Here is a 19,129-nt window from a genome sequence, read left to right on the forward strand (position 1 = left end):
AGCGCAATGGCGACAGCGCGGCCATCGTGCGGCGCAACAGCGCACGCGCGCGATGGTTCTCGTCTGTCGCACGCGCGTGCGCCGCCGCGCACGCGGGTAGACTGCGGCCATGACCGACACGCCCGCGCCGCCGATGCCCGCAGAACCCCGCGCCGACGCCGTGGCGCGCAGCATCCGCGACGCGTTCGAGGACTACCACGCGCGCTTCGCACAGATCAGCCGCCGCGCCCGCCGCCGCTTCGAGCGCCGCGACTGGAACGCCGCGCGCAACGACGCGGTCGAGCGCATCGCGCTGTACGACCAGTGCATCGGCGAGTGCACGCTGCGCCTGCGCACGCTGCTGCTCGGCCAGACCCACGACCGCACGCTGTGGGCGCAGGTGCGCGACAGCTTCGCCGCGCAACTGCACGGGCTGATCGACCAGGAACTGTACAAGACCTTCTACAACACGCTGACCCGGCGCTTCTTCCGGACCCAGGGCGTGGATGCGCGGATCGAGTTCGTGGCGCTGGACATCGAACCCACCGACGCGATCACCCATCCGGTGGCGCGGCACAACTACGTGGTCTCCGAGACGCGGCCGGTGGATGCGTTCGTGCGGGTGCTCGGCGACTACCCGTTCGACGTGCCGTACGCGCACCGCACCCGCTGCGCCGCGGCCATCGCGGTGCGCCTGCAGGACGACCTGGCGCACTGGGGCGAGCAACCGGTGCGCGGCATCGAGCTGCTGGAGACGGTGTTCTACCGCGAGCGCCGCGCCTACCTGGTCGGCCGCGTGTTCGGCGAACACCGCTTCTCGCCGTGCGTGATCGCGCTGGTCAACGACGCCGACGGCCTGCGTGCCGAGGCGGTGCTGACCAGGCGCAACGACGTGGCGCAGCTGTTCGGCATCTCGCGCAGCTATTTCCAGGCCGATCTGGCCACCGTCGGCGATGCGGTGGTGTTCCTGCGCAGCCTGCTGCCGCACAAGCCGATCGACGAGCTGTACACCATGCTCGGCCGCGCCAAGCAGGGCAAGACCGAGCGCTTCCGCACCTTCTTCCGCCACTTCCAGGCCCAGCCCAACGAACAGCTGGTGCACGCCGAGGGCACGCCCGGCATGGTCATGGCGGTGTTCACCCTGCCCAGCTATCCGCTGGTGTTCAAGCTGATCCGCGACCGCTTCGCCTATCCGAAGACGATGAGCCGCGAGCAGGTCGAGGACAAGTACGCGCTGGTGTTCAACCTGGACCGGGTCGGCCGCCTGCTCGACGCGCAGCCGTACCGATCGCTGCGTTTCCCGCGCGCGCGCTTCGCGCCGGCGTTGCTCGCCGAACTGCTGCAAGGCTGCGCGCGCAGCCTGCGCGAGGACGGCGAGGACCTGATCTTCGAGCTGTGCTACGTGCAGCGCCGGCTGCGCCCGCTCAATCTGTACCTGCGCGAGCAGACCGCCGACGCGGCGCGCGAGGCGGCGCTGGACTACGCGCAGGCGATCAAGGACATGGCCCGCAACAACATCTTCCCCGGCGACATGCTGCTGAAGAACTTCGGCGTGTCGCGGCAGGGACGCGCGGTGTTCTACGACTACGACGAACTGTGCCTGGTCACCGACTGCACCTTCCGCGACTGGCCGCAGCCGCGCAACGACGAGGAGGCCATGTCCGCTGAACCGTGGTTCCACGTCGCCGCGCGCGACGTGTTCCCGGAGCGCTTCGCGCTGTTCATGGGCTTGCCCGCCGCCTCGCTGGAAGCGGTCAGGCGCGCCCATGGCGAACTGTTCGACCCGCAGTGGTGGCGCGAGCTGCAGGCGCGGCTGCGCGAGGACGACTATCCGGACGCGCCGCCGTACCCGGAGTCGCTGCGCCTGGCCTGACTTGCCCGCGTCGGCCGGCTGCGCTGTAATCGGCACCTCATCCATGCAAGGAACGCGCGATGCACCGCAAATCAGGACTCTGGATGTGGCGTTGGGGCGGCCTGCTGTTGGTGTTGCTCGCCGCCACCGCGTTCGCCACCGGCAGCGGGCCGGGCGCGGTGCGCAAGCAGGTCGAAAGCAGCCTGCTGGTCACCGGCAAGATCGACATCGAGGCCGACGGTGCGGTGTCGGCGCTGGCGATCGATCGGCAAGACAAGCTGCCCGAGGGCGTGATCGGCTTCGTGCGCGATTCGGTGAAACAGTGGAAATTCGAGCCGGTGCTGCGCGACGGCAAGCCGGTGCCGGCGCGCGCGCCGATGACGCTGCGCATCGTGGCCAAGCGCCGGCAGGGCGACAGCTATCAGGTGGAGATCCGCCATGCCAGCTTCGCCAGCTACGATCCCAAGGATCCGCGCGCGGTGACGTCGCTGAAGATGGCGCCGCCGTCCTATCCGGAAGCGGCGTACCGGGTGGGCGCAGCGGGCTCGGCGTACCTGGTGCTCAAGGTGGCGCGCGACGGCAGCGTCGCCGATGCCGCGGTCGAGCAGGTCAACCTGCGCATCGTCGGCTCGGAGGGCGAGATGAAGAAGCTGCGCGAGATCTTCGCCCAGAGCGCACTGGCGGCGGCGCGCAAGTGGACGTTCCGTCCGCCGACCGAAGGCGAGGGCGTGTCGGCGCCGTACTGGGTGGTGCGCGTTCCGGTCGACTATGCGCTCAGCAACGAGCCCAACGAAAACAGCCCCAGCAGCTACGGGCATTGGATCAGCTATGTCCCCGGTCCGCGCGCGCGGGCGCCCTGGGACACCGGCAAGGACGCGTCGGGTTTCTCGCCCGACACGCTGTCGGCCGGCGGCGTGTACATGGTCGACAACAACGGCCCGCGCCTGCTGACGCCGCTGCAGCAGGGCAGTTGAGCGCCAGCGGGCGGCGCTCCCGGCAGCGCTGTCCGCTTGCGCTGGAAGATGTCCCGCGTCGCGGGGCGTTTTCCTGCAGCGCCGAGAGCTACCTGGTGGTCGCAGCGATCGCGCGATGGCGAGTGCTGGCATACAGCACCGCGACCAGGATCGCTGCCAGCACCAGCGAGGCGCCGGCGGTACCCAGATCCAAGCCGCCCCTGGCGGCCGGCTTGGTCAGCAGGTCGCCGAGCGTGGCGCCGAACGGCCGGGTCAGCACGAAGGCCGCCCAGAACAGCGCCACCCGGTCGATGCGGGTGAACGCGCCGGCCAGCGCGATCGCAGCCAGCGTCGCCCCGATCAGCGATGCGCCGCCGAGGAAGCCCAGCCCCGAGTCGTCGGCGAGGTAATCGCCCAGCGCGGTGCCGAGGGTGTTGGAGAACAGGATCGCCACCCAATAGAAGACTTCCGCGCGGCCGCCATCGATCCGCTCGACCGACAGGCTGCGTTCGCTCAGCCACCATGCGCCCAGGGTCAACGCCAGGCCGCCGCTCAGGAGCAGCGCGCCCTGCGCATAGCCCAGCCCCAGGCTGCGATCCATGTAGTCCGACACGGTGGTGCCGGCGGTGCTGGTGGTCAGGATCACCCACCAGTACAGCCACGGGCGGAAACGGCGTGCGCGCAACTGCGTCCACAGCGACAGCGCGAACACGCCGAGCAGCACGGCGCTGCTGAGCGCATAGCCGACCTCCCAGGTCATCGACAGCAGGTCGCCAGCGGTCTCGCCGAGCGTGGTGGCGCAGATCTTCATCGCCCAGAACGCCAGGGTGACCGGTGCGACTTTGGCGACAGTGGACTGCATGGGGCGGCACGCCGGATCGGGACAGCGCCAGCATCGCCAGCGGCATGTCGAAAACCGGTCGGATCGCGTGATGCCGGAACGCCGCGGCCGCGGCTCGCGCAGATGGCCCCGCACAAACGCGGACGCCCCGCCGAAGCGGGGCGTCCGGGTCGCGCCGGCGCCGGACTCAGCGCTTCATCGAACCGAAGAACTCGTCGTTGGACTTGGTGTTCTTCATCTTGTCCAGCAGGAATTCCATCGCCGCGATCTCGTCCATCGGATGCAGCAGCTTGCGCAGGATCCAGATCTTCTGCAGCAGCTCCGGCTCGATCAGCAGGTCTTCGCGGCGGGTGCCGGAACGGTTGATGTCGATCGCCGGGTACACGCGCTTCTCGGCGATGCGGCGGTTCAGGTGCACTTCGCTGTTGCCGGTGCCCTTGAACTCTTCGTAGATCACCTCGTCCATCTTGCTGCCGGTCTCCACCAGCGCGGTGGCGATGATGGTCAGCGAGCCGCCTTCCTCGACGTTGCGCGCCGCGCCGAAGAAACGCTTCGGGCGGTGCAGGGCATTGGCGTCCACGCCGCCGCTGAGCACCTTGCCGGAGGACGGCACCACGTTGTTGTAGGCACGGGCCAGGCGGGTGATCGAGTCGAGCAGGATCACCACGTCCTTCTTGTGCTCGACCAGGCGCTTGGCGCGCTCGATCACCATCTCGGCGACCTGCACGTGGCGCGCGGCCGGCTCGTCGAAGGTGGAGGAGATGACCTCGCCGCGCACGGTGCGCTGCATTTCGGTCACTTCTTCCGGCCGCTCGTCGATCAGCAGCACGATCATGTGCACGTCGGGATGGTTGGTGGTGATCGCCGTGGCCACCTGCTGCATCAGCATGGTCTTGCCGGCCTTGGGCGGGGACACGATCAGCGCGCGCTGGCCCTTGCCCTGCGGCGCCATCAGGTCGAGGATGCGCCCGGAGATGTCTTCCGAGGAACCGTTGCCGCGTTCCAGGGTGAAGCGCTTGCGCGGGAACAGCGCGGTCAGGTTCTCGAACAGGACCTTGTTCTTGCTCGCTTCCAGCGGCTCGCCGTTGATCGTGTCGACGATCGACAGCGCGAAGTAGCGTTCGCCGTCCTTCGGGAAGCGGATGCGGCCGGACAGGTGGTCGCCGGTGCGCAGGTTGAAGCGGCGGATCTGGCTGGGCGAGATGTAGGTGTCGTCCGGGCCGGCCAGGTAGCTGGCCTCGGCCGCGCGCAGGAAGCCGAAGCCGTCCGGCAGGATCTCCAGCACGCCGTCGGCGGCGACGCCTTCGCCGTGGCGGGTCAGCACCTTCAGCAGCGCGAAGATCACGTCCTGCTTGCGCGCGCGGGCCACGCCGTCCTGGATGTTGAGCTGCTCGGCGATGTCCAGCAGCTTCTGCGCCGGCATCCGCTTCAGGTCGCTCAGCGAGTAGATCGGGAAGCCTTCCGGCACGTTGGCGTGCGGGCGCGGCACGAACACCTCGTTGGCGCCGTTGTCGTTGGGCAGGCCGTTGTCCGGGTAGCGCTCGCGGCCGCCACCATTGCCACCACCACCACCACCACCACCACCGCGATCGCGGCGATTGCGGAAGCGGTCGCGGCGATTGCCCTGCTGGTTGTTCTGGTTGTTCTGGTTCTGCGGATTCTGGTTGTTGAAGCGCGGGTTGCCGCCTTCGCGCGGCTCGCCGCCGTCGTTCTGGTTGCCGCCGCCCTGGCCCTGGGCATCGCCGCCGGAGGCGGGAGCGGGCTGGGACTGGGGCTGCTGCGACGGGGCCTGCGCGTGTTCCTGTGGCGCGGCGCGTTCCTGGCGTTCCTGCGGCGCCGGGCGCGGCGCGTCGGCCTGGGCCGGCGCCGGGTTCAGCGGCAGGTTCGGCTGCGCCGGCGCGCCGTGCTCGGCTCCGCCGTCAGCGCCGGCAACGGCCTTGCTGACACGCGGCTTGCGCGCGCGCTTCTCGGCGGGGGCGTCGGCGCTCCCGGGTTCGGTGATGGTGTGATCGGACAAGTGGTGATTCCTCGCTATGAGTGCGAGCGCCCAGCGTGGGGGCAAACGGGTTGGGAAGGGGTCTAGAAGAGAATCTTCCAGAGGGGGTGCGGTGCGCGAATGCCACCGGATGCGCCGACACTATCATCGCCACGCAACCACGGCAAGCAGGCGTTACCGGGCGATTCAGCCGGCCGGCAGCGTCGCTGCAGGCCGGTACAACAAGCGGCCGTTCGATCCGGAACGGCCGGCGACAGACTCAGGCGGCCGCGCCGCCCAGGCTCTTGTCGATCATCTGGGTCAGCTGGCCCTTGCCGACCGCGCCGATCTGGGTGGCCTGGACCTTGCCGTCCTTGAACAGCAGCAGCATCGGGATCGAGCGCACGTGGTACTTGATCGCGGTGGCGCGGTTCTCGTCCACGTTGACCTTGGCCACCTTGAGCTTGCCGTCGTAGGTGTCGGCCAGGTCGTCCAGGACCGGGGCGATCATCTTGCACGGGCCGCACCATTCCGCCCAGAAGTCCACCAGGACCGGCTCGCCGGATTGCAGCACGGCGGTATCGAAATCGGCGTCGCCGACGTGTAGGACCTTATCGCTCACTAGGGGTATCTCCTGGGCCAATGCGACCGGCCGGACCGGGTGGCCGCCGCATTGCGGTAAACTGGGGCATTGCGCGGCGAAATCAAGGGATTCCCCCTGTCGCGCGACCCGGCATGGAAGTCGCCAGTGTGCGACGCTGCCGGGGCCGATGCAAGCCGCGACCTTACGCTTCGGGCGGGGTGGCCTGACGAAGATGGAATGATGAGCGACAAACCGCTGACCGATGTGACTTTTTCCGCGTTCGAACTGCAACCGGCGCTGCTGGCCGGCCTCGAAGGCGCCGGCTTCACCCGCTGCACGCCGATCCAGGCGCTGACCCTGCCGGTGGCCCTGCCGGGCCGCGACGTGGCCGGCCAGGCCCAGACCGGCACCGGCAAGACCCTGGCGTTCCTGGTGACGGTGATGAACCGCCTGCTCAGCCGCCCGGCGCTGGCCGACCGCAAACCCGAGGATCCGCGCGCGCTGATCCTGGCCCCGACCCGCGAACTGGCGATCCAGATCCACAAGGACGCGGTCAAGTTCGGCGCCGACCTGGGCCTGCGCTTCGCGCTGGTCTACGGCGGGGTGGACTACGACAAGCAGCGCGAGCTGCTGCAGCAGGGCGTGGACGTGATCATCGCCACCCCGGGCCGGCTGATCGACTACGTCAAGCAGCATAAAGTGGTCTCGCTGCACGCCTGCGAGATCTGCGTGCTCGACGAAGCCGACCGCATGTTCGACCTGGGCTTCATCAAGGACATCCGCTTCCTGCTGCGGCGCATGCCCGAGCGCGGCACCCGGCAGACCCTGCTGTTCTCGGCCACGCTCAGCCACCGCGTGCTGGAGCTGGCCTACGAGCACATGAACGAGCCGGAAAAGCTCGTGGTCGAGACCGAGAGCATCACCGCCGCGCGCGTGCGCCAGCGCATCTACTTCCCCTCCGACGAGGAGAAGCTGACCCTGCTGCTGGGCCTGCTGTCGCGCAGCGAGGGCGCGCGCACCATGGTGTTCGTCAACACCAAGGCCTTCGTCGAACGCGTGGCGCGTTCGCTGGAGCGCAACGGCTACCGGGTCGGCGTGCTGTCCGGCGACGTGCCGCAGAAGAAGCGCGAGACCCTGCTCAACCGCTTCCAGAAGGGCCAGCTGGAGATCCTGGTCGCCACCGACGTGGCCGCGCGCGGCCTGCACATCGACGGGGTCAAGTACGTCTACAACTACGACCTGCCGTTCGACGCCGAGGACTACGTGCACCGCATCGGCCGCACCGCGCGGCTGGGCGAGGAAGGCGACGCGATCAGCTTCGCCTGCGAGCGCTATGCGATGAGCCTGCCGGACATCGAGGCCTACATCGAGCAGAAGATCCCGGTCGAGCCGGTCACCGCCGAGCTGCTGGTGGCGCTGCCGCGCACCCCGCGCGCGGCGGTCGAGGGCGAGGACGTCGAGGTCGATGCGGATGCCGACGAGAGCATCGGCGACATCTTCCGCGAGGCACGCGCGCAGCGCGAGGCCGACGAACAGCGTCGCGGCGGCGGCAGCAGCCGCGGCAAGCCCGGCGCCGGCCGCAGCGGCCCGGGCGGCGGTGCCGGCGGCCGCGGCGAAGCGCGCGGTGCCGACGGCAAGCCGCGGCGCCCGCGCACCCCGCGCCCGGCCGACGCCGCGGCAGCGCCCGGGGCCGTCGCGGAAGCGCCGGCTGCGGGCGCCATCGAGGCGGCGGCGGTGGTCGCGGCGCCCACGCCCAGGCCGGCCCGCCCCGCCGTCGACGGCGCGCCTGCGGCGGACGGCGAGCGCGCGCCGCGCAAGCGCCGGCGGCGTCGCGGCGGCCGTCCGCTGGAAGGCGCCGAGGGTGCGGCGACTGCCGCCGTCGCCACCGGCGATGCGCCGGCCAAGCCGGTGCAGGTCAGGGCTGCGCGCCAGGGCGAGCGCGCCGCGGCACCGGCCGCGGCGGCGAACGATTCGTTCCTGACCCGCCTCGGCCGCAAGCTGCGTTCGCTGGTCTCCAGCTCCTGAACCGGCGGTCCACCGTTCGCGGCGTGCGCACGGTGGACGAAAACCCGGGCCGCTCCGGCATAATCGCCGGATGAGCGTTCTGCGGTTCGACAATGTCAGCAAACAGTACGCCGGCGGCCACGAGGCGCTGGTGGACGTCAGCTTCCAGGTGGAGGAGGGCGAGATGCTGTTCGTCACCGGCCATTCCGGGGCGGGCAAGAGCACCTTGCTCAAGTTGATCCACCTCAGCGAGCGCCCGTCGCGCGGGGCGGTGCTGTTCGGCGAGCGCAACCTGCTGAAGGTGCGCGGGCGGCGCGTGCCGCTGCACCGGCGCGAGGTCGGCGTCGTGTACCAGGACCACCGCCTGCTGATGGACCGCAGCATCGCCGAGAACGTGGCGCTGCCGTTGATCCTGCGCGGCACCCGCCGCGCCGAGATCGGCAAGCGCGTACGCTCGGTGCTGGAGCGGATGGGCCTGGGCCATCGCGAGAAGGCGCTGCCGTCGCAGCTGTCGGCCGGCGAGCAGCAGCGCGTCGGCATCGCCCGGGCGATGGTCGCCGAACCGCGCCTGCTGGTCGCCGACGAGCCCACCGGCAACCTCGACCCGACCCTGGCCGCCGAGATCATGCAGCTGTTCGCCGAATTGCCGGCGCGCGGCACCAGCGTGCTGGTGGTCAGCCACGACCTGGCGCTGCTCAAGCAGATGCGCAAGCGCGTGCTGATCCTGGACCACGGCCGCCTGGCCGACGACATCTCCCCGCAGGACCTGGCCGAATGAGCGCACGCAATGCCGGCGGCAGCGCCGCGCCCTCGCGCCTGGGCGTGTGGTGGGACCACCACCTGCACAGCATCGTCTACAGCCTCGGCCGGGCCATGCGCAAGCCGTGGGCGACGCTGCTGACCATGGCGGTGATGGCCCTGGCCCTGGCGTTGCCGCTGGGGCTGTCGATCGCGCTGGACAACCTCAAGCAGTTCGCCGGCAGCGTGCAGCAGTCGCGCGACATCAACGTGTTCCTGAAGACCGACATCGATGCCGCCGCGGCCAACGCGCTGGCCGCGACCCTGCGCGGCCGTGCCGACGTCGCCGCGGTGGCGCTGCGCACGCCCGAACAGGGCATGGCCGAGCTGCGCGACAGCGCCGGGCTCGGCGAGGCGCTGGACGCGCTCGACGACAACCCGCTGCCGACCCTGCTGATCGTCACCCCGGCCGCGGCCGACGACGCGCAGCTGGCGGCCTCGCTGAGCGCGCTGCCGCAGGCCGACCTGGTCCAGCACGACGCGTTGTGGCGCAAGCGCCTGGACGGCTGGCTGCGCTTCGGCGAGCGCCTGGTGCAGGTGCTGTCGGTGCTGCTCGGCGCCGGCGCGGCGCTGGTGGTCGGCAACACCGTGCGCCTGGACATCCAGTCGCGGCGCGAGGAAATCGGCGTGCTGCAGTTGCTCGGCGCCAGCGACGGTTTCATCCGCCGCCCGTTCCTGTACCTGGGCGCCTGGTACGGCTTCGGCGCCGGGGTACTGGCGCTGGGCCTGATCGCCGCGTCCGGGCTGGCGCTGGGGCCGCCGCTGGCGGAACTGGCCGACAGCTACGGCAGCCATTTCGCGCTGCACGGGCTGGACGCCTTGCACTCGGCGTTGGTGCTGCTCGGCACCCTGCTGCTGGGCTGGCTCGGCGCCTGGCTGGTGACCGGCCACTTCCTGCGCCAGACGCGTCCCACCGATACCTGAGGCGCGCATGTCCCGGCACGAGCTCAAGCACCTGATCAGCGACGCCCCGCGGGTGATGGTCGTGGACGGCTCCAAGCTGGTGCGCAAGCTGATCGCCGATGTGCTGCACCGCGAACTGCCGGACGTGGAAGTGGTGGGGTGCGCCAGCATCGCCGAGGCGCGCGCCGCGCTGGCGGCCGGCCCGGTGAACCTGGTCACCACCTCGCTGGCGCTGCCCGACGGCGATGGCCTGGCCCTGGCGCGCAGCGTGCGCGAGGCCGCCGGCCAGGCCTACGTGCCGGTGATCGTGGTCTCCGGCGACGCCCAGCAGCACCTGGTCGAACGCCGCTTCACCGAATACGTCACCGACTACTTCGACAAGGCGCTGGGCCACGAGGCGCTGGCGACCTTCATCCGCGGCTACGTGCAGCCGCAGCCGGTGGCCGGCGCCACCATCCTCTACGTCGAGGACAGCCGCGTGGTGGCCGAGGCGACCAAGCGCATGCTCGAGCGCCAGGAGCTGCACGTGGTGCACGTGCTGACCGCCGAGGACGCATTCGCGCTGCTGACCGCCGAATCGCTGGGCCGCACCACCCGCCGCATCGACCTGGTGCTGACCGACGTCACCCTCAAGGGCGAACTCAACGGCCGCGACGTGGTGCAGCGCATCCGCATCGACTTCGCCTACGGCAAGCGGCGCATGCCGGTGCTGGTGATGACCGGCGACAGCAACCCGCACAACCAGTCCGAACTGCTGCGCGCCGGCGCCAACGACCTGGTGCAGAAGCCGATTGAGGAGCGCCTGCTGGTCACCAAGGTGCTGTTCCAGCTGCGCCTGGCCAAGCTCACCGACACTGCCGTGACCTTCTGATCGAACTGCCGAACCTGCATGAGTAGCGAAGACGACACCCGGATCCAGCTGGAACCCTCGTGGAAGGCGCGGGTCGGCGACTGGCTGCTGCGCCCGGAGATGCGCGAGCTGGCCGCGTTCCTGCGCCAGCGCAAGGCCGCCGGCGCCCGCGTGTTCCCGCCCGGGCGGCAGATCTTCGCCGCGTTCGACGCGACCCCGTTCGACCAGGTCGAGGTGGTGATCCTCGGCCAGGATCCGTACCACGGCTACGGCCAGGCGCACGGGCTGTGCTTCTCGGTGCTGCCCGGGGTGCCGGTGCCGCCGTCGCTGCTGAACATCTACAAGGAGATCGAGGACGACCTGGGCATCCGCCGTCCCGATCACGGCTGCCTGCTGCCGTGGGCGCAGCGCGGCGTGCTGTTGCTCAACGCGGTGCTGACGGTCGAGGAAGGCCGCGCCGGCGCGCACCAGGGCAAGGGCTGGGAGGGCTTCACCGACCACGTCGTGGAGACCTTGAACCGCGAGCGCGAAGGCCTGGTGTTCCTGCTGTGGGGCAGCTATGCCCAGGCCAAGGGCAAGGTCATCGACACCCGCCGCCACCGCGTGCTGAAGGCGCCGCATCCCTCGCCGCTGTCGGCGCACCGCGGCTTCCTGGGCTGCAAGCACTTCTCCGCGGCCAACGACTACCTGCACCGCCGCGGCGCCGCGCCGATCGACTGGAGCCTGCCGCCGCGCGCGGCGCTGGACCCGGCCTTGACCGGCGGCTGAACCGTGGTTCGACGGCGTCGCTTGGGGCGGGTGGCGTACACGAAAATTTCGCTGGCTTGGTGCTAGGTTTGGCGCTCGTAACCGGTTACGCCTGCCTCACCCCAGTGTTCCAGCGGCTTCTGTCACAGTCCGTTTCCTGATTCGAATGTTCCATAAGCAGAACGCAGGAACTTTTTACTGTACCCAGCAGTCTAGTTAGTTGACTGCTAAGATGAGCCCTATGAGCCAGACCATCCCTGCCACCGCGCTGGTGGCCAACAACCTCCCGATCCCCAGTCCGCTCGGTTCGCTGGATGCCTATATCGGCGCCGTGCACCAGATTCCGGTGCTGACGTCCGAAGAGGAACGCGCGCTGGCGGTGCGCTACCGCGACCAGGAAGACCTGGATGCGGCGCGCGAACTGGTGCACTCCCATCTGCGCTTCGTGGTCCACGTGGCCCGTGGCTACAACGGCTACGGCCTGCCGCTGGGCGACCTGATCCAGGAAGGCAACATCGGCCTGATGAAGGCGGTCAAGCGCTTCGACCCGGAAATGGGCGTGCGCCTGGTCAGCTTCGCGGTGCACTGGATCCGCGCCGAGATGCACGAGTACATCCTGAAGAACTGGCGCATCGTCAAGGTCGCCACGACCAAGGCGCAGCGCAAGCTGTTCTTCAACCTGCGCAAGTCCAAGACCCGCCTGGGCTGGATGAACGCGGCGGAAGTGACCGCGGTCGCCAAGGACCTCAACGTGTCCGAGCGCGAGGTGCTGGAGATGGAGTCGCGCCTGTCCGGCCGCGACATCGGCTTCGATGCGCCGTCCGACGATGACGACGACCATGCGCCGCCGTCGCCGGCCGCCTACCTGATGGCCGCCGAGGAAGATCCCTCGCAGGCCTACGAGCGCGCCGACAGCGAGGACAACCAGCTGCAGCTGCTGCGCGAAGGCCTGGCCGAACTGGATGCGCGTTCGCGCGACATCATCAAGCGCCGCTGGCTGGACGCGGACAGCAAGATCACGCTGCAGGAACTGGCCGACGAGTACGGCGTGTCGGCCGAGCGCATCCGCCAGATCGAAGCCAACGCGCTGAAGAAGATGAAGGCGTTGTTCGTGGCGTGAGTGGTGCGCCCAGCTGCGGATGATCGATCCGCCAAGCAAGAAGGCCCGGTTTTCCGGGCCTTTTTCGTTGCGCCAACGCGTGCGAAGACTGGCGATGCCGAGCCGCGGCGCGGCCGCGCAGGTTACGGCTCCGGCGGCGGACGCGCCACCGGCAGATGCCAGCCATAACGGATCGCCATGAAGCGCAGGCCGAAGCACAGCGTGGCGCCGATCGCCAATCCCCATGGCTGCTGCAGGTGCAGCGCGTGCGCCGCGGCGACCACGCCGCCGCCGAGCAAGGCCGCCACCGCGTACAGCTCGGCCTGCAGCACCACCGGCGTGCGCGCCACCAGCAGGTCGCGGACGATGCCGCCGCCGATGCCGCTGAGCATGCCGAGCAGGGTCGCGCTGAGTGGACCCAGGCCGAACGCCAGCGCCTTGCTGGTGCCGTACACCGCGAACAGCGCCAGGCCGAGCGCATCGAAGAGTTGCACCGGGTTGCGCAGGCGCTCGACCGTGTTGTGGCTGTAGAAGGTCAGCAATCCGGCCAGGCAGGCGACGCCGAGATAGCGCGCGTCGCCGAGCGCGGCCGGCGGGGTGGCGCCGATCAGCACGTCGCGGGCGATGCCGCCGGAGACCGCGGCCGCGCACGACAGCACCAGCACGCCGAACAGGTCCAGGCGGTGGCGCACGCCGACGGTGGCGCCGCTGATCGCGAACACGAAGGTGCCGAGCAGGTCGAGCAGGAACAGGAAGGTCGCCAAGACGGCACTGCGCAGCGGCAAGGGGCGGCTAGGATCGCAGCCCCGCCACGGGGTGTCACGCGGCCGTGGGCGGCTCGGGCGCCGCCGGCGCAGGCACGGAAGCGCGCGCGTCGTCGCCGAGGATGATCCGCGCCGCGCGCTGGTAGCTCCAGTACGCCCAGGCCCAGTTGAGCAGCACCACCAGGCGGTTGCGGAAGCCGATCAGGAAGAACACGTGCGCGGCCAGCCAGAACCACCAGGCCAGCAGGCCCGACAGCTGCAGGCGGCCCAGATGCACGATCGCGGCCATGCGCCCGATGGTGGCCAGGTTGCCGTAGTCGGCATAGCGGAACGGCGCGTCGCCGGGCTCGCCGCGCAGCCGCTTCGACACATTCTCGGCGACGTGCCGGCCCATCTGCTTGGCCGCCGGCGCCACCCCGGGCACCGGCTTGCCGTCGGCCTGCTGCAAGGCGGCCAGGTCGCCGGCGACGAACACCTCCGGATGGTCGGGGATGCTGAGGTCCGGCTGCACCTGCACGCGGCCGCTGCGGTCCAGCGGCACGTCCAGGGTCCGCGCCAGCGGCGAGGCCGCCACGCCGGCGGCCCAGACCACGGTGCGCGCGGGCACGAAGGTGCTGCCCAGCCGATAGCCGCTGGCGTCGATGTCGGCCACCGGCACGCCGGTCAGCACTTCCACGCCGAGCTTTTCCAGCTGCCGTTGCGCCTTGGCCGACAGCCGCTCCGGGAACGAGGCGAGCACGCGCGGGCCGGCTTCGATCAGCCGCACCTTGGCCTCGGCCGGATCGATGCGGCGGAATTCGTGCTTGAGCGTATGCCGCGCGATCTCGGCCAGGGTGCCGGCCAGTTCCACCCCGGTCGGGCCACCGCCGACGATGGCGAAACTGAGCCAGGCCGCGCGCGCGGCGGGGTTGCTCTCGGCTTCGGCGCGCTCGAACGCCAGCAGCAGGTGGCGGCGCAGGTGCAGCGCGTCGTCCAGGGTCTTCAGGCCGGGCGCATGCCGGGCCCATTCGTCGTGGCCGAAATAGGCATGGGTGGCGCCGGTGGCGACCAGCAGGTAGTCGTAGTCCAGCGTCTCGCCGCCGGCCAGCTGCACCTGCCGCGCCTGCTTGTCCACGCGCAGCACTTCGCCCAGGCGCACTTCCACGTTGTCCTGCTTGCGCAGGATCTGCCGCAGCGGCGCGGCGATGTCCGGCGACGACAGGCCGGCGGTGGCGACCTGGTACAGCAGCGGCTGGAACAGGTGGTGGTTGCGGCGGTCGATCAGGGTGATGCGCAGCGGCGCCTTGGCCAGCGCGCGGGTGGCCCACAGCCCGGCGAAACCGCCGCCGACCACGATCAGGTGCGGAACGGGTGCGTTAGCCATGCAGGTCTCCAGAAGAACGGAAAGGCGAGGCGCAAGCGGCGATCGGGATGCGCGCGATGGGCGCGGACGCTGCGCGCACGCCGCGGGGCGCAGCGCCGTGACGCACGCGGCGATCGCGGCGCCGTGCAGGGACTGGGGACTGTAACGGCATGCGCCTATAGTAGCGCGATGGCAGGCGCAGGCAGGAATGCGGAGGGCGCGTGGCAAGGCGAGCGACAGCAACGGATCGGCCTCTGGTTTCGCCCGTCGCGGCGACGCCGTCGCGGCTGGGCGGCCTGCTGTTCGCGCTGAAGATCCGCGTGCTGCAACTGCGCCGCGCGCTGCGCGATCTGCGCGGCGGACCGCGCCGGCATCGCCGCGATGCGGGACTGCCGATCGGCCCTGCGGCGGTGTCCGAATCGGTCACCGCGCTATGGCCCGAGTCGCAGGAAACTTCGCCGCTGCTGGTCGCCGGCAAGATCCACAACCTGCGCGTGGCCGCACGCAAGTTGCACGGGATCGAAATCCCGGCCGGCGCCACCTTCAGTTTCTGGCGGCAATTGGGCCGGGCCACACGCCGGCGCGGCTTCGCCGCCGGGCGCGAGCTGCGCGAAGGCTGCCTGGTGCCGTCGATCGGCGGCGGCCTGTGCCAGCTGTCCAATGCGATCTACGACGCGGCGCTGCGCCAGGGCCTGGAGATCGTCGAGCGGCATCGGCATACGCAGGTGATCGCCGGCTCGCTGGCCGAACGCGATCGCGACGCGGTGGTGTTCTGGAACTACGTCGATCTGCGCCTGCGCGCGGAGTCGGCATGGCGCCTGGAAGTGTGGCTGGATGGCGATGACCTGCACGTGCGCATTCTCGGCGGTGCGCCTGCCGTCGCCGCGCTGCCGTTGCTGCCGCTGCGGCGCGCGTCGGCAGCGCCGGCGGCGCCGGCGGCGAACGACTGCACGCGTTGCGGCCGCGAGGCGTGCCACCGGCATGTGCCGGCGAGCGCGCAGGGCCTCCGCCGCACCTGGCTGGTGGACGAGGACTGGCCGGAATTCGCCGACGACCGCCGGCGCCGCATGCAGCCGGGCGATCGGGTGCTGGCGCTGCGCCGGAGCAGCCTCGCCGCGCTGCAGGCGGCCGTGCTGCAGCGCTGGTGGCTGCGGCGCGGGCTGCCGTTGCCGCAGCTGCGGCAGCGCGCGCAGCGCATCCGCCTGCGCGCGCTGTCGCGTCGGCTCGGCGCGCAGGACGTCGAACTGGTGGTGCCGCAGAGCCTGTTGCCGGGGCTGTGGCTGGCCGGCGAACTGCAGGGCCGGCGCTGGGAGGTGTGCATGACCGCCTTGCCGATGCATCTGCTGCAGGCGCGCCTGGACGTGGCGGCGCAGCGGCACCCCGACAGCCTCACGCTGCGCGATTTCCGCGCCGATCCGTTGCTGGTCGAGGCCGAACGCGCGGCGCTGGCGCAGGCGCGGCACTGGATCACCCCGCATCGCGAATTGCTGGCCTTGGCCGGCAGCCGCGGCATCGCCCTGCAGTGGCAGCGGCCGGTGCTGCCCGCCGCCGCACCCGGCGACCAGGCGGCGGCCACGCAGGTGCTGCTGGCGTCGTCGTCGCTGGCGCGCAAGGGCGCGTTCGAACTGCGCGAGGCGTTGCGGGGTTTGCCGGTGCAGTTGCTGTTGCCGCCAGGCGCGCAGGAGACGCCGCAATTCTGGAACGGCTTAAACGTGCGCCGGGTCGCGTCGATGGCCGCGGGCGTGCAGGCGGCCGCGCTGGTGGTGCTGCCGGCCTGGATCGAGCAGCAGCCGCGTGGCGTGCTGCTGGCCCTGGCGCTGGGCAAGCCGGTGATCGCCACCGCCGCCTGCGGTCTGGGCGCGGACGACGGCGCGTGGCGCTGCGTGGAAGCCGGCGACAGCGCCGCGCTGCGCGCGCAGCTGGTCGACGTGCTGGGTTTGCCGGGCTGAGAAAGCGGGACGCGAACGACGCGCTCGGCTCAGTACAGATCCTGCGGATCCACATCCAGCGACCAGCGCACCCGCCGCGCCTGCGGCAGCGCATGGATCGCCGGCACCGCCGCGTCCAGCACCGCATGCAGCGCACGCCGCGTCGGCGCCGACAGCAGCAGCTGGGTGCGCTGGAAACCGGCGCGGCGCGGCATCGGCGCCGGCATCGGCCCGAAGCGCTGCACCTGCGCCTGCTCCGGCAGCAGCGCGCGCACCGCGCCGAGGAAGGCGTTGGCGTGTTCGACCTGCTTGGCTTCGGCGCGCAGCAGCGCCAGATATGCGAACGGCGGGAAGCCGGCCGCTTCGCGCTGCGCCAGTTCGGCCTCGGCGAAGGCGTGGTAGCCGCCGTGCACCAGGGTCTCCAGCAGCGCATGGCCGGGATGGTGGGTCTGCAGCCAGACCTCGCCCGGACGCGCGGCGCGGCCGGCGCGGCCGGCGACCTGGATCAGCTGCTGCGCCAGTTTCTCGCTGGCGCGGAAGTCGGCCGAGAACAGGCCCTCGTCGATGCCGACCACCACCACCCGGGTCAGCTGCGGCAGGTCGTGGCCCTTGGCCAGGATCTGCGTGCCGACCAGGATTCCGGGCTGCGTGCCGAGCGTGGCCAGTTGCGTCTCCAGCGCATCGCGGCGCTGGGTGGTGCCGCGGTCGATGCGCAGCACGGGGACGTCGGGGAAGGCCTGCAGCAGGCGTTCTTCCAGGCGCTCGGTGCCGATGCCCTGCGGCTGCAGCGCCAGGCTGCCGCAATCCGGGCAGGCCAGCGGCGCCGGCTGCCGCGCGCCGCAGTGGTGGCATTGCAGGCGGCGGCCGCCGGCATGCACGGTCATCGGCGTGGCGTGCAGCGGGGTGCTGCAGCGCTGGCACGGCGCGGTCCAGCCGCAGTCGTGGCACAGCAGCACCGGCGCGTAGCCGCGGCGGTTCTTGAACACCAGCACCTGGCCGCCGTCGGCCAGCGCGCTGCCGATGCCGGCCAGCACCTCCGGCGACAGGCCGTCCTGCAGCGGGCGTTTGCGCACGTCGAGCACGCGCACCGTCGGCGGTCGCGCCTCGCCGGCGCGGCGGGTCAGGCGCAGGTGCGCGTAGCGGCCGCTGGCGGCGTTGTGCAGGCTTTCCAGCGACGGCGTGGCGCTGCCCAGCAGCACCGGCACGTCCAGCGCCTTGCCGCGCACCAGGGCGAAATCGCGGGCGTGGTAGCGGATCCCGTCCTGCTGCTTGTAGCTGCCGTCGTGTTCCTCGTCGATCACGATCAGGCCGGCCTGCGGCAACGGCACGAACACCGCCGAACGGGTGCCGACCAGCACCCGCGCCTCGCCGCGCCAGGCCGCGGCCCAGACCCGCGCGCGTTCGTTGTCGGTGAGGCCCGAATGCAGCGCGTGTACCGGCACGCCCAGGCGCGCGCGGAACCGCGCCAGGGTCTGCGGGGTCAGGCCGATCTCCGGCACCAGCACCAGCGCCTGGCGGCCGCGCGCCAGGCAGGCGGCGATGGCCTGCAGGTAGACCTCGGTCTTGCCGCTGCCGGTGACCCCGTCGAGCAGGAACGGGGCGAAGCCCGGCGCGGCGACGACGGCGTCGATCGCGGCCTGCTGTTCGTCGTTCGGGGTGGGGCCGGGTTGCGGCTGCGCCGCCGCGGTGCTGGCCGGCACCGCGATGCGTTCGGCATAGTCGCGCCTGACCAGGCTGCGCGCGGCGCTGCGCCAGTCGTCCATGGCCTGGTCCAGGCGGTCCTCGTCCAGCGGCCCGGCCGCCAGCAGTTCGGCGAAGCGGTGCGGGCGGGTGCCGGGACGGGCGCGATGGCTGGCGCCGGCCTCGGTCAGGCGCCAGGCCCAGGCGTGCGTGTCGGGCAGCGCCTCGCCGCGGCGCAGGGTGACCGGCAGCGCCGTCGCCAGCACTTCGCCCAGCGGCGCGTGGCTGTAGCGCGCCAGCCAGTGCAGCGAGTCGGCCAGCTCGCCATGCAGCAGCGGCACCGGGTCCAGCCAGGCCAGCGCCTCGCGCAGGCCTTCGCTGTCGGCGACCTGGCCGAGCGCGGCGACCACTCCGCTCAGTTCGCGGTTGCCGAACGGCACCCGCAGCCGGCGCCCGATGTCGCCGGCGACGGCGGCGCTGCCGGGCGGCGGCAGGTAGTCGAACAGCTGCGGCAGCGGCAGCGGCAGGGCGACGCGGAGGGTGGCGGCGGGGGACGGCATCGAGCCTAGTTTAGCGGCCGGGGGAGGGAGGGCAGCGGTCTCTCGGCCGCGCGCGGCGGCCGTGCGAGGTGCAGGCGATAGCTGCCCGCAAAGTGATAAACAGGTCGTAAATAGCTGCCCCGCTTGGAGAATCGATTTTATCCACACGCGCTGTGGATAAAGCTGTGCATGAAAGGGATGCTCCACGCCGTGAAGACGGACTCACAAGCTTCTGCCACAAGTTGGACAAAAAAGCGCCAATCGGATAAATTCTATAAATAACAACAACTTG

At 71.0% G+C, this 19,129-nt stretch carries 15 protein-coding genes; 9 read left to right on the forward strand and 6 right to left on the reverse strand.

From position 1 onward, the window contains the following. The first annotated feature begins 109 nt into the window (after positions 1-109). Both aceK and NRY95_03305 read left to right on the forward strand, forming a co-directional pair. A complete protein-coding gene (gene aceK, locus NRY95_03300; GenBank protein UYC17010.1) occupies positions 110-1,852 on the forward strand; it encodes a bifunctional isocitrate dehydrogenase kinase/phosphatase in 1,743 nt (580 codons plus the stop codon). Between the two features lie 59 nt (positions 1,853-1,911). After that, complete coding sequence (locus NRY95_03305) at positions 1,912-2,805, forward strand: energy transducer TonB (GenBank protein UYC17011.1); 894 nt, start codon at positions 1,912-1,914, stop codon at positions 2,803-2,805. 88 nt (positions 2,806-2,893) lie between these two features. On the opposite strand, the gene NRY95_03310 is transcribed toward NRY95_03305, so the two are convergent. From NRY95_03310 to trxA, 3 genes are all read right to left on the reverse strand, one after another. Next, positions 2,894-3,646 (reverse strand): hypothetical protein, encoded by a 753-nt coding sequence (locus tag NRY95_03310; GenBank protein UYC17012.1) that lies wholly within the window; start codon positions 3,644-3,646, stop codon positions 2,894-2,896. 166 nt (positions 3,647-3,812) lie between these two features. Further along, positions 3,813-5,642 carry a transcription termination factor Rho gene (gene rho, locus NRY95_03315; GenBank protein UYC17013.1) on the reverse strand — a complete coding sequence of 610 codons (1,830 nt, stop codon included), beginning with the start codon at positions 5,640-5,642 and terminating at the stop codon, positions 3,813-3,815. A 238-nt stretch (positions 5,643-5,880) separates the two neighbouring features. Further along, the gene (gene trxA, locus NRY95_03320) at positions 5,881-6,222 is read right to left on the reverse strand and encodes a thioredoxin TrxA (protein UYC17014.1); all 342 of its coding nucleotides are present in this window, start codon (positions 6,220-6,222) and stop codon (positions 5,881-5,883) included. A 201-nt stretch (positions 6,223-6,423) separates the two neighbouring features. Between trxA and rhlB the strand changes: the two genes are divergently transcribed. The 6 genes from rhlB to rpoH all read left to right on the forward strand — a co-directional run bounded on the left by rhlB (position 6,424) and on the right by rpoH (position 12,605). After that, on the forward strand, positions 6,424-8,208 hold the full coding sequence (rhlB, locus tag NRY95_03325) for an ATP-dependent RNA helicase RhlB (protein UYC17015.1): 1,785 nt from the start codon (positions 6,424-6,426) through the stop codon (positions 8,206-8,208). Between the two features lie 70 nt (positions 8,209-8,278). Then, positions 8,279-8,965, forward strand: coding sequence for a cell division ATP-binding protein FtsE (gene ftsE / locus NRY95_03330; GenBank protein UYC17016.1), 687 nt, complete (start codon positions 8,279-8,281; stop codon positions 8,963-8,965). Further along, positions 8,962-9,909, forward strand: coding sequence for a permease-like cell division protein FtsX (gene ftsX, locus NRY95_03335; protein UYC17017.1), 948 nt, complete (start codon positions 8,962-8,964; stop codon positions 9,907-9,909). Before ftsE ends, ftsX begins: the two co-directional genes overlap by 4 nt. Before the next feature lie 7 nt (positions 9,910-9,916). Continuing rightward, the gene (locus tag NRY95_03340) at positions 9,917-10,759 is read left to right on the forward strand and encodes a response regulator (protein ID UYC17018.1); all 843 of its coding nucleotides are present in this window, start codon (positions 9,917-9,919) and stop codon (positions 10,757-10,759) included. Positions 10,760-10,777: 18 nt separating this feature from the next. Further along, positions 10,778-11,506, forward strand: a complete 729-nt coding sequence (gene ung, locus NRY95_03345) for a uracil-DNA glycosylase (GenBank protein UYC17019.1) — start codon at positions 10,778-10,780, stop codon at positions 11,504-11,506. A 220-nt stretch (positions 11,507-11,726) separates the two neighbouring features. Further along, a complete protein-coding gene (gene rpoH, locus NRY95_03350; protein ID UYC17020.1) occupies positions 11,727-12,605 on the forward strand; it encodes an RNA polymerase sigma factor RpoH in 879 nt (292 codons plus the stop codon). 122 nt (positions 12,606-12,727) lie between these two features. Here rpoH and NRY95_03355 read toward each other — a convergent pair whose 3' ends face one another. Both NRY95_03355 and NRY95_03360 read right to left on the reverse strand, forming a co-directional pair. Beyond that, positions 12,728-13,348 carry a trimeric intracellular cation channel family protein gene (locus tag NRY95_03355; protein UYC17021.1) on the reverse strand — a complete coding sequence of 207 codons (621 nt, stop codon included), beginning with the start codon at positions 13,346-13,348 and terminating at the stop codon, positions 12,728-12,730. 55 nt (positions 13,349-13,403) lie between these two features. Then, complete coding sequence (locus NRY95_03360) at positions 13,404-14,711, reverse strand: NAD(P)/FAD-dependent oxidoreductase (protein UYC17022.1); 1,308 nt, start codon at positions 14,709-14,711, stop codon at positions 13,404-13,406. Positions 14,712-14,911: 200 nt separating this feature from the next. Between NRY95_03360 and NRY95_03365 the strand changes: the two genes are divergently transcribed. Further along, positions 14,912-16,639 carry a VanW family protein gene (locus tag NRY95_03365; GenBank protein ID UYC17023.1) on the forward strand — a complete coding sequence of 576 codons (1,728 nt, stop codon included), beginning with the start codon at positions 14,912-14,914 and terminating at the stop codon, positions 16,637-16,639. A 29-nt stretch (positions 16,640-16,668) separates the two neighbouring features. Here NRY95_03365 and NRY95_03370 read toward each other — a convergent pair whose 3' ends face one another. Next, positions 16,669-18,858, reverse strand: coding sequence for a primosomal protein N' (locus NRY95_03370; GenBank protein UYC17024.1), 2,190 nt, complete (start codon positions 18,856-18,858; stop codon positions 16,669-16,671). Positions 18,859-19,129: the final 271 nt, after the last annotated feature.

This window comes from Xanthomonas campestris pv. phormiicola, assembly GCA_025666215.1.
GTDB classification, from domain to species: domain Bacteria; phylum Pseudomonadota; class Gammaproteobacteria; order Xanthomonadales; family Xanthomonadaceae; genus Xanthomonas_A; species Xanthomonas_A campestris_A.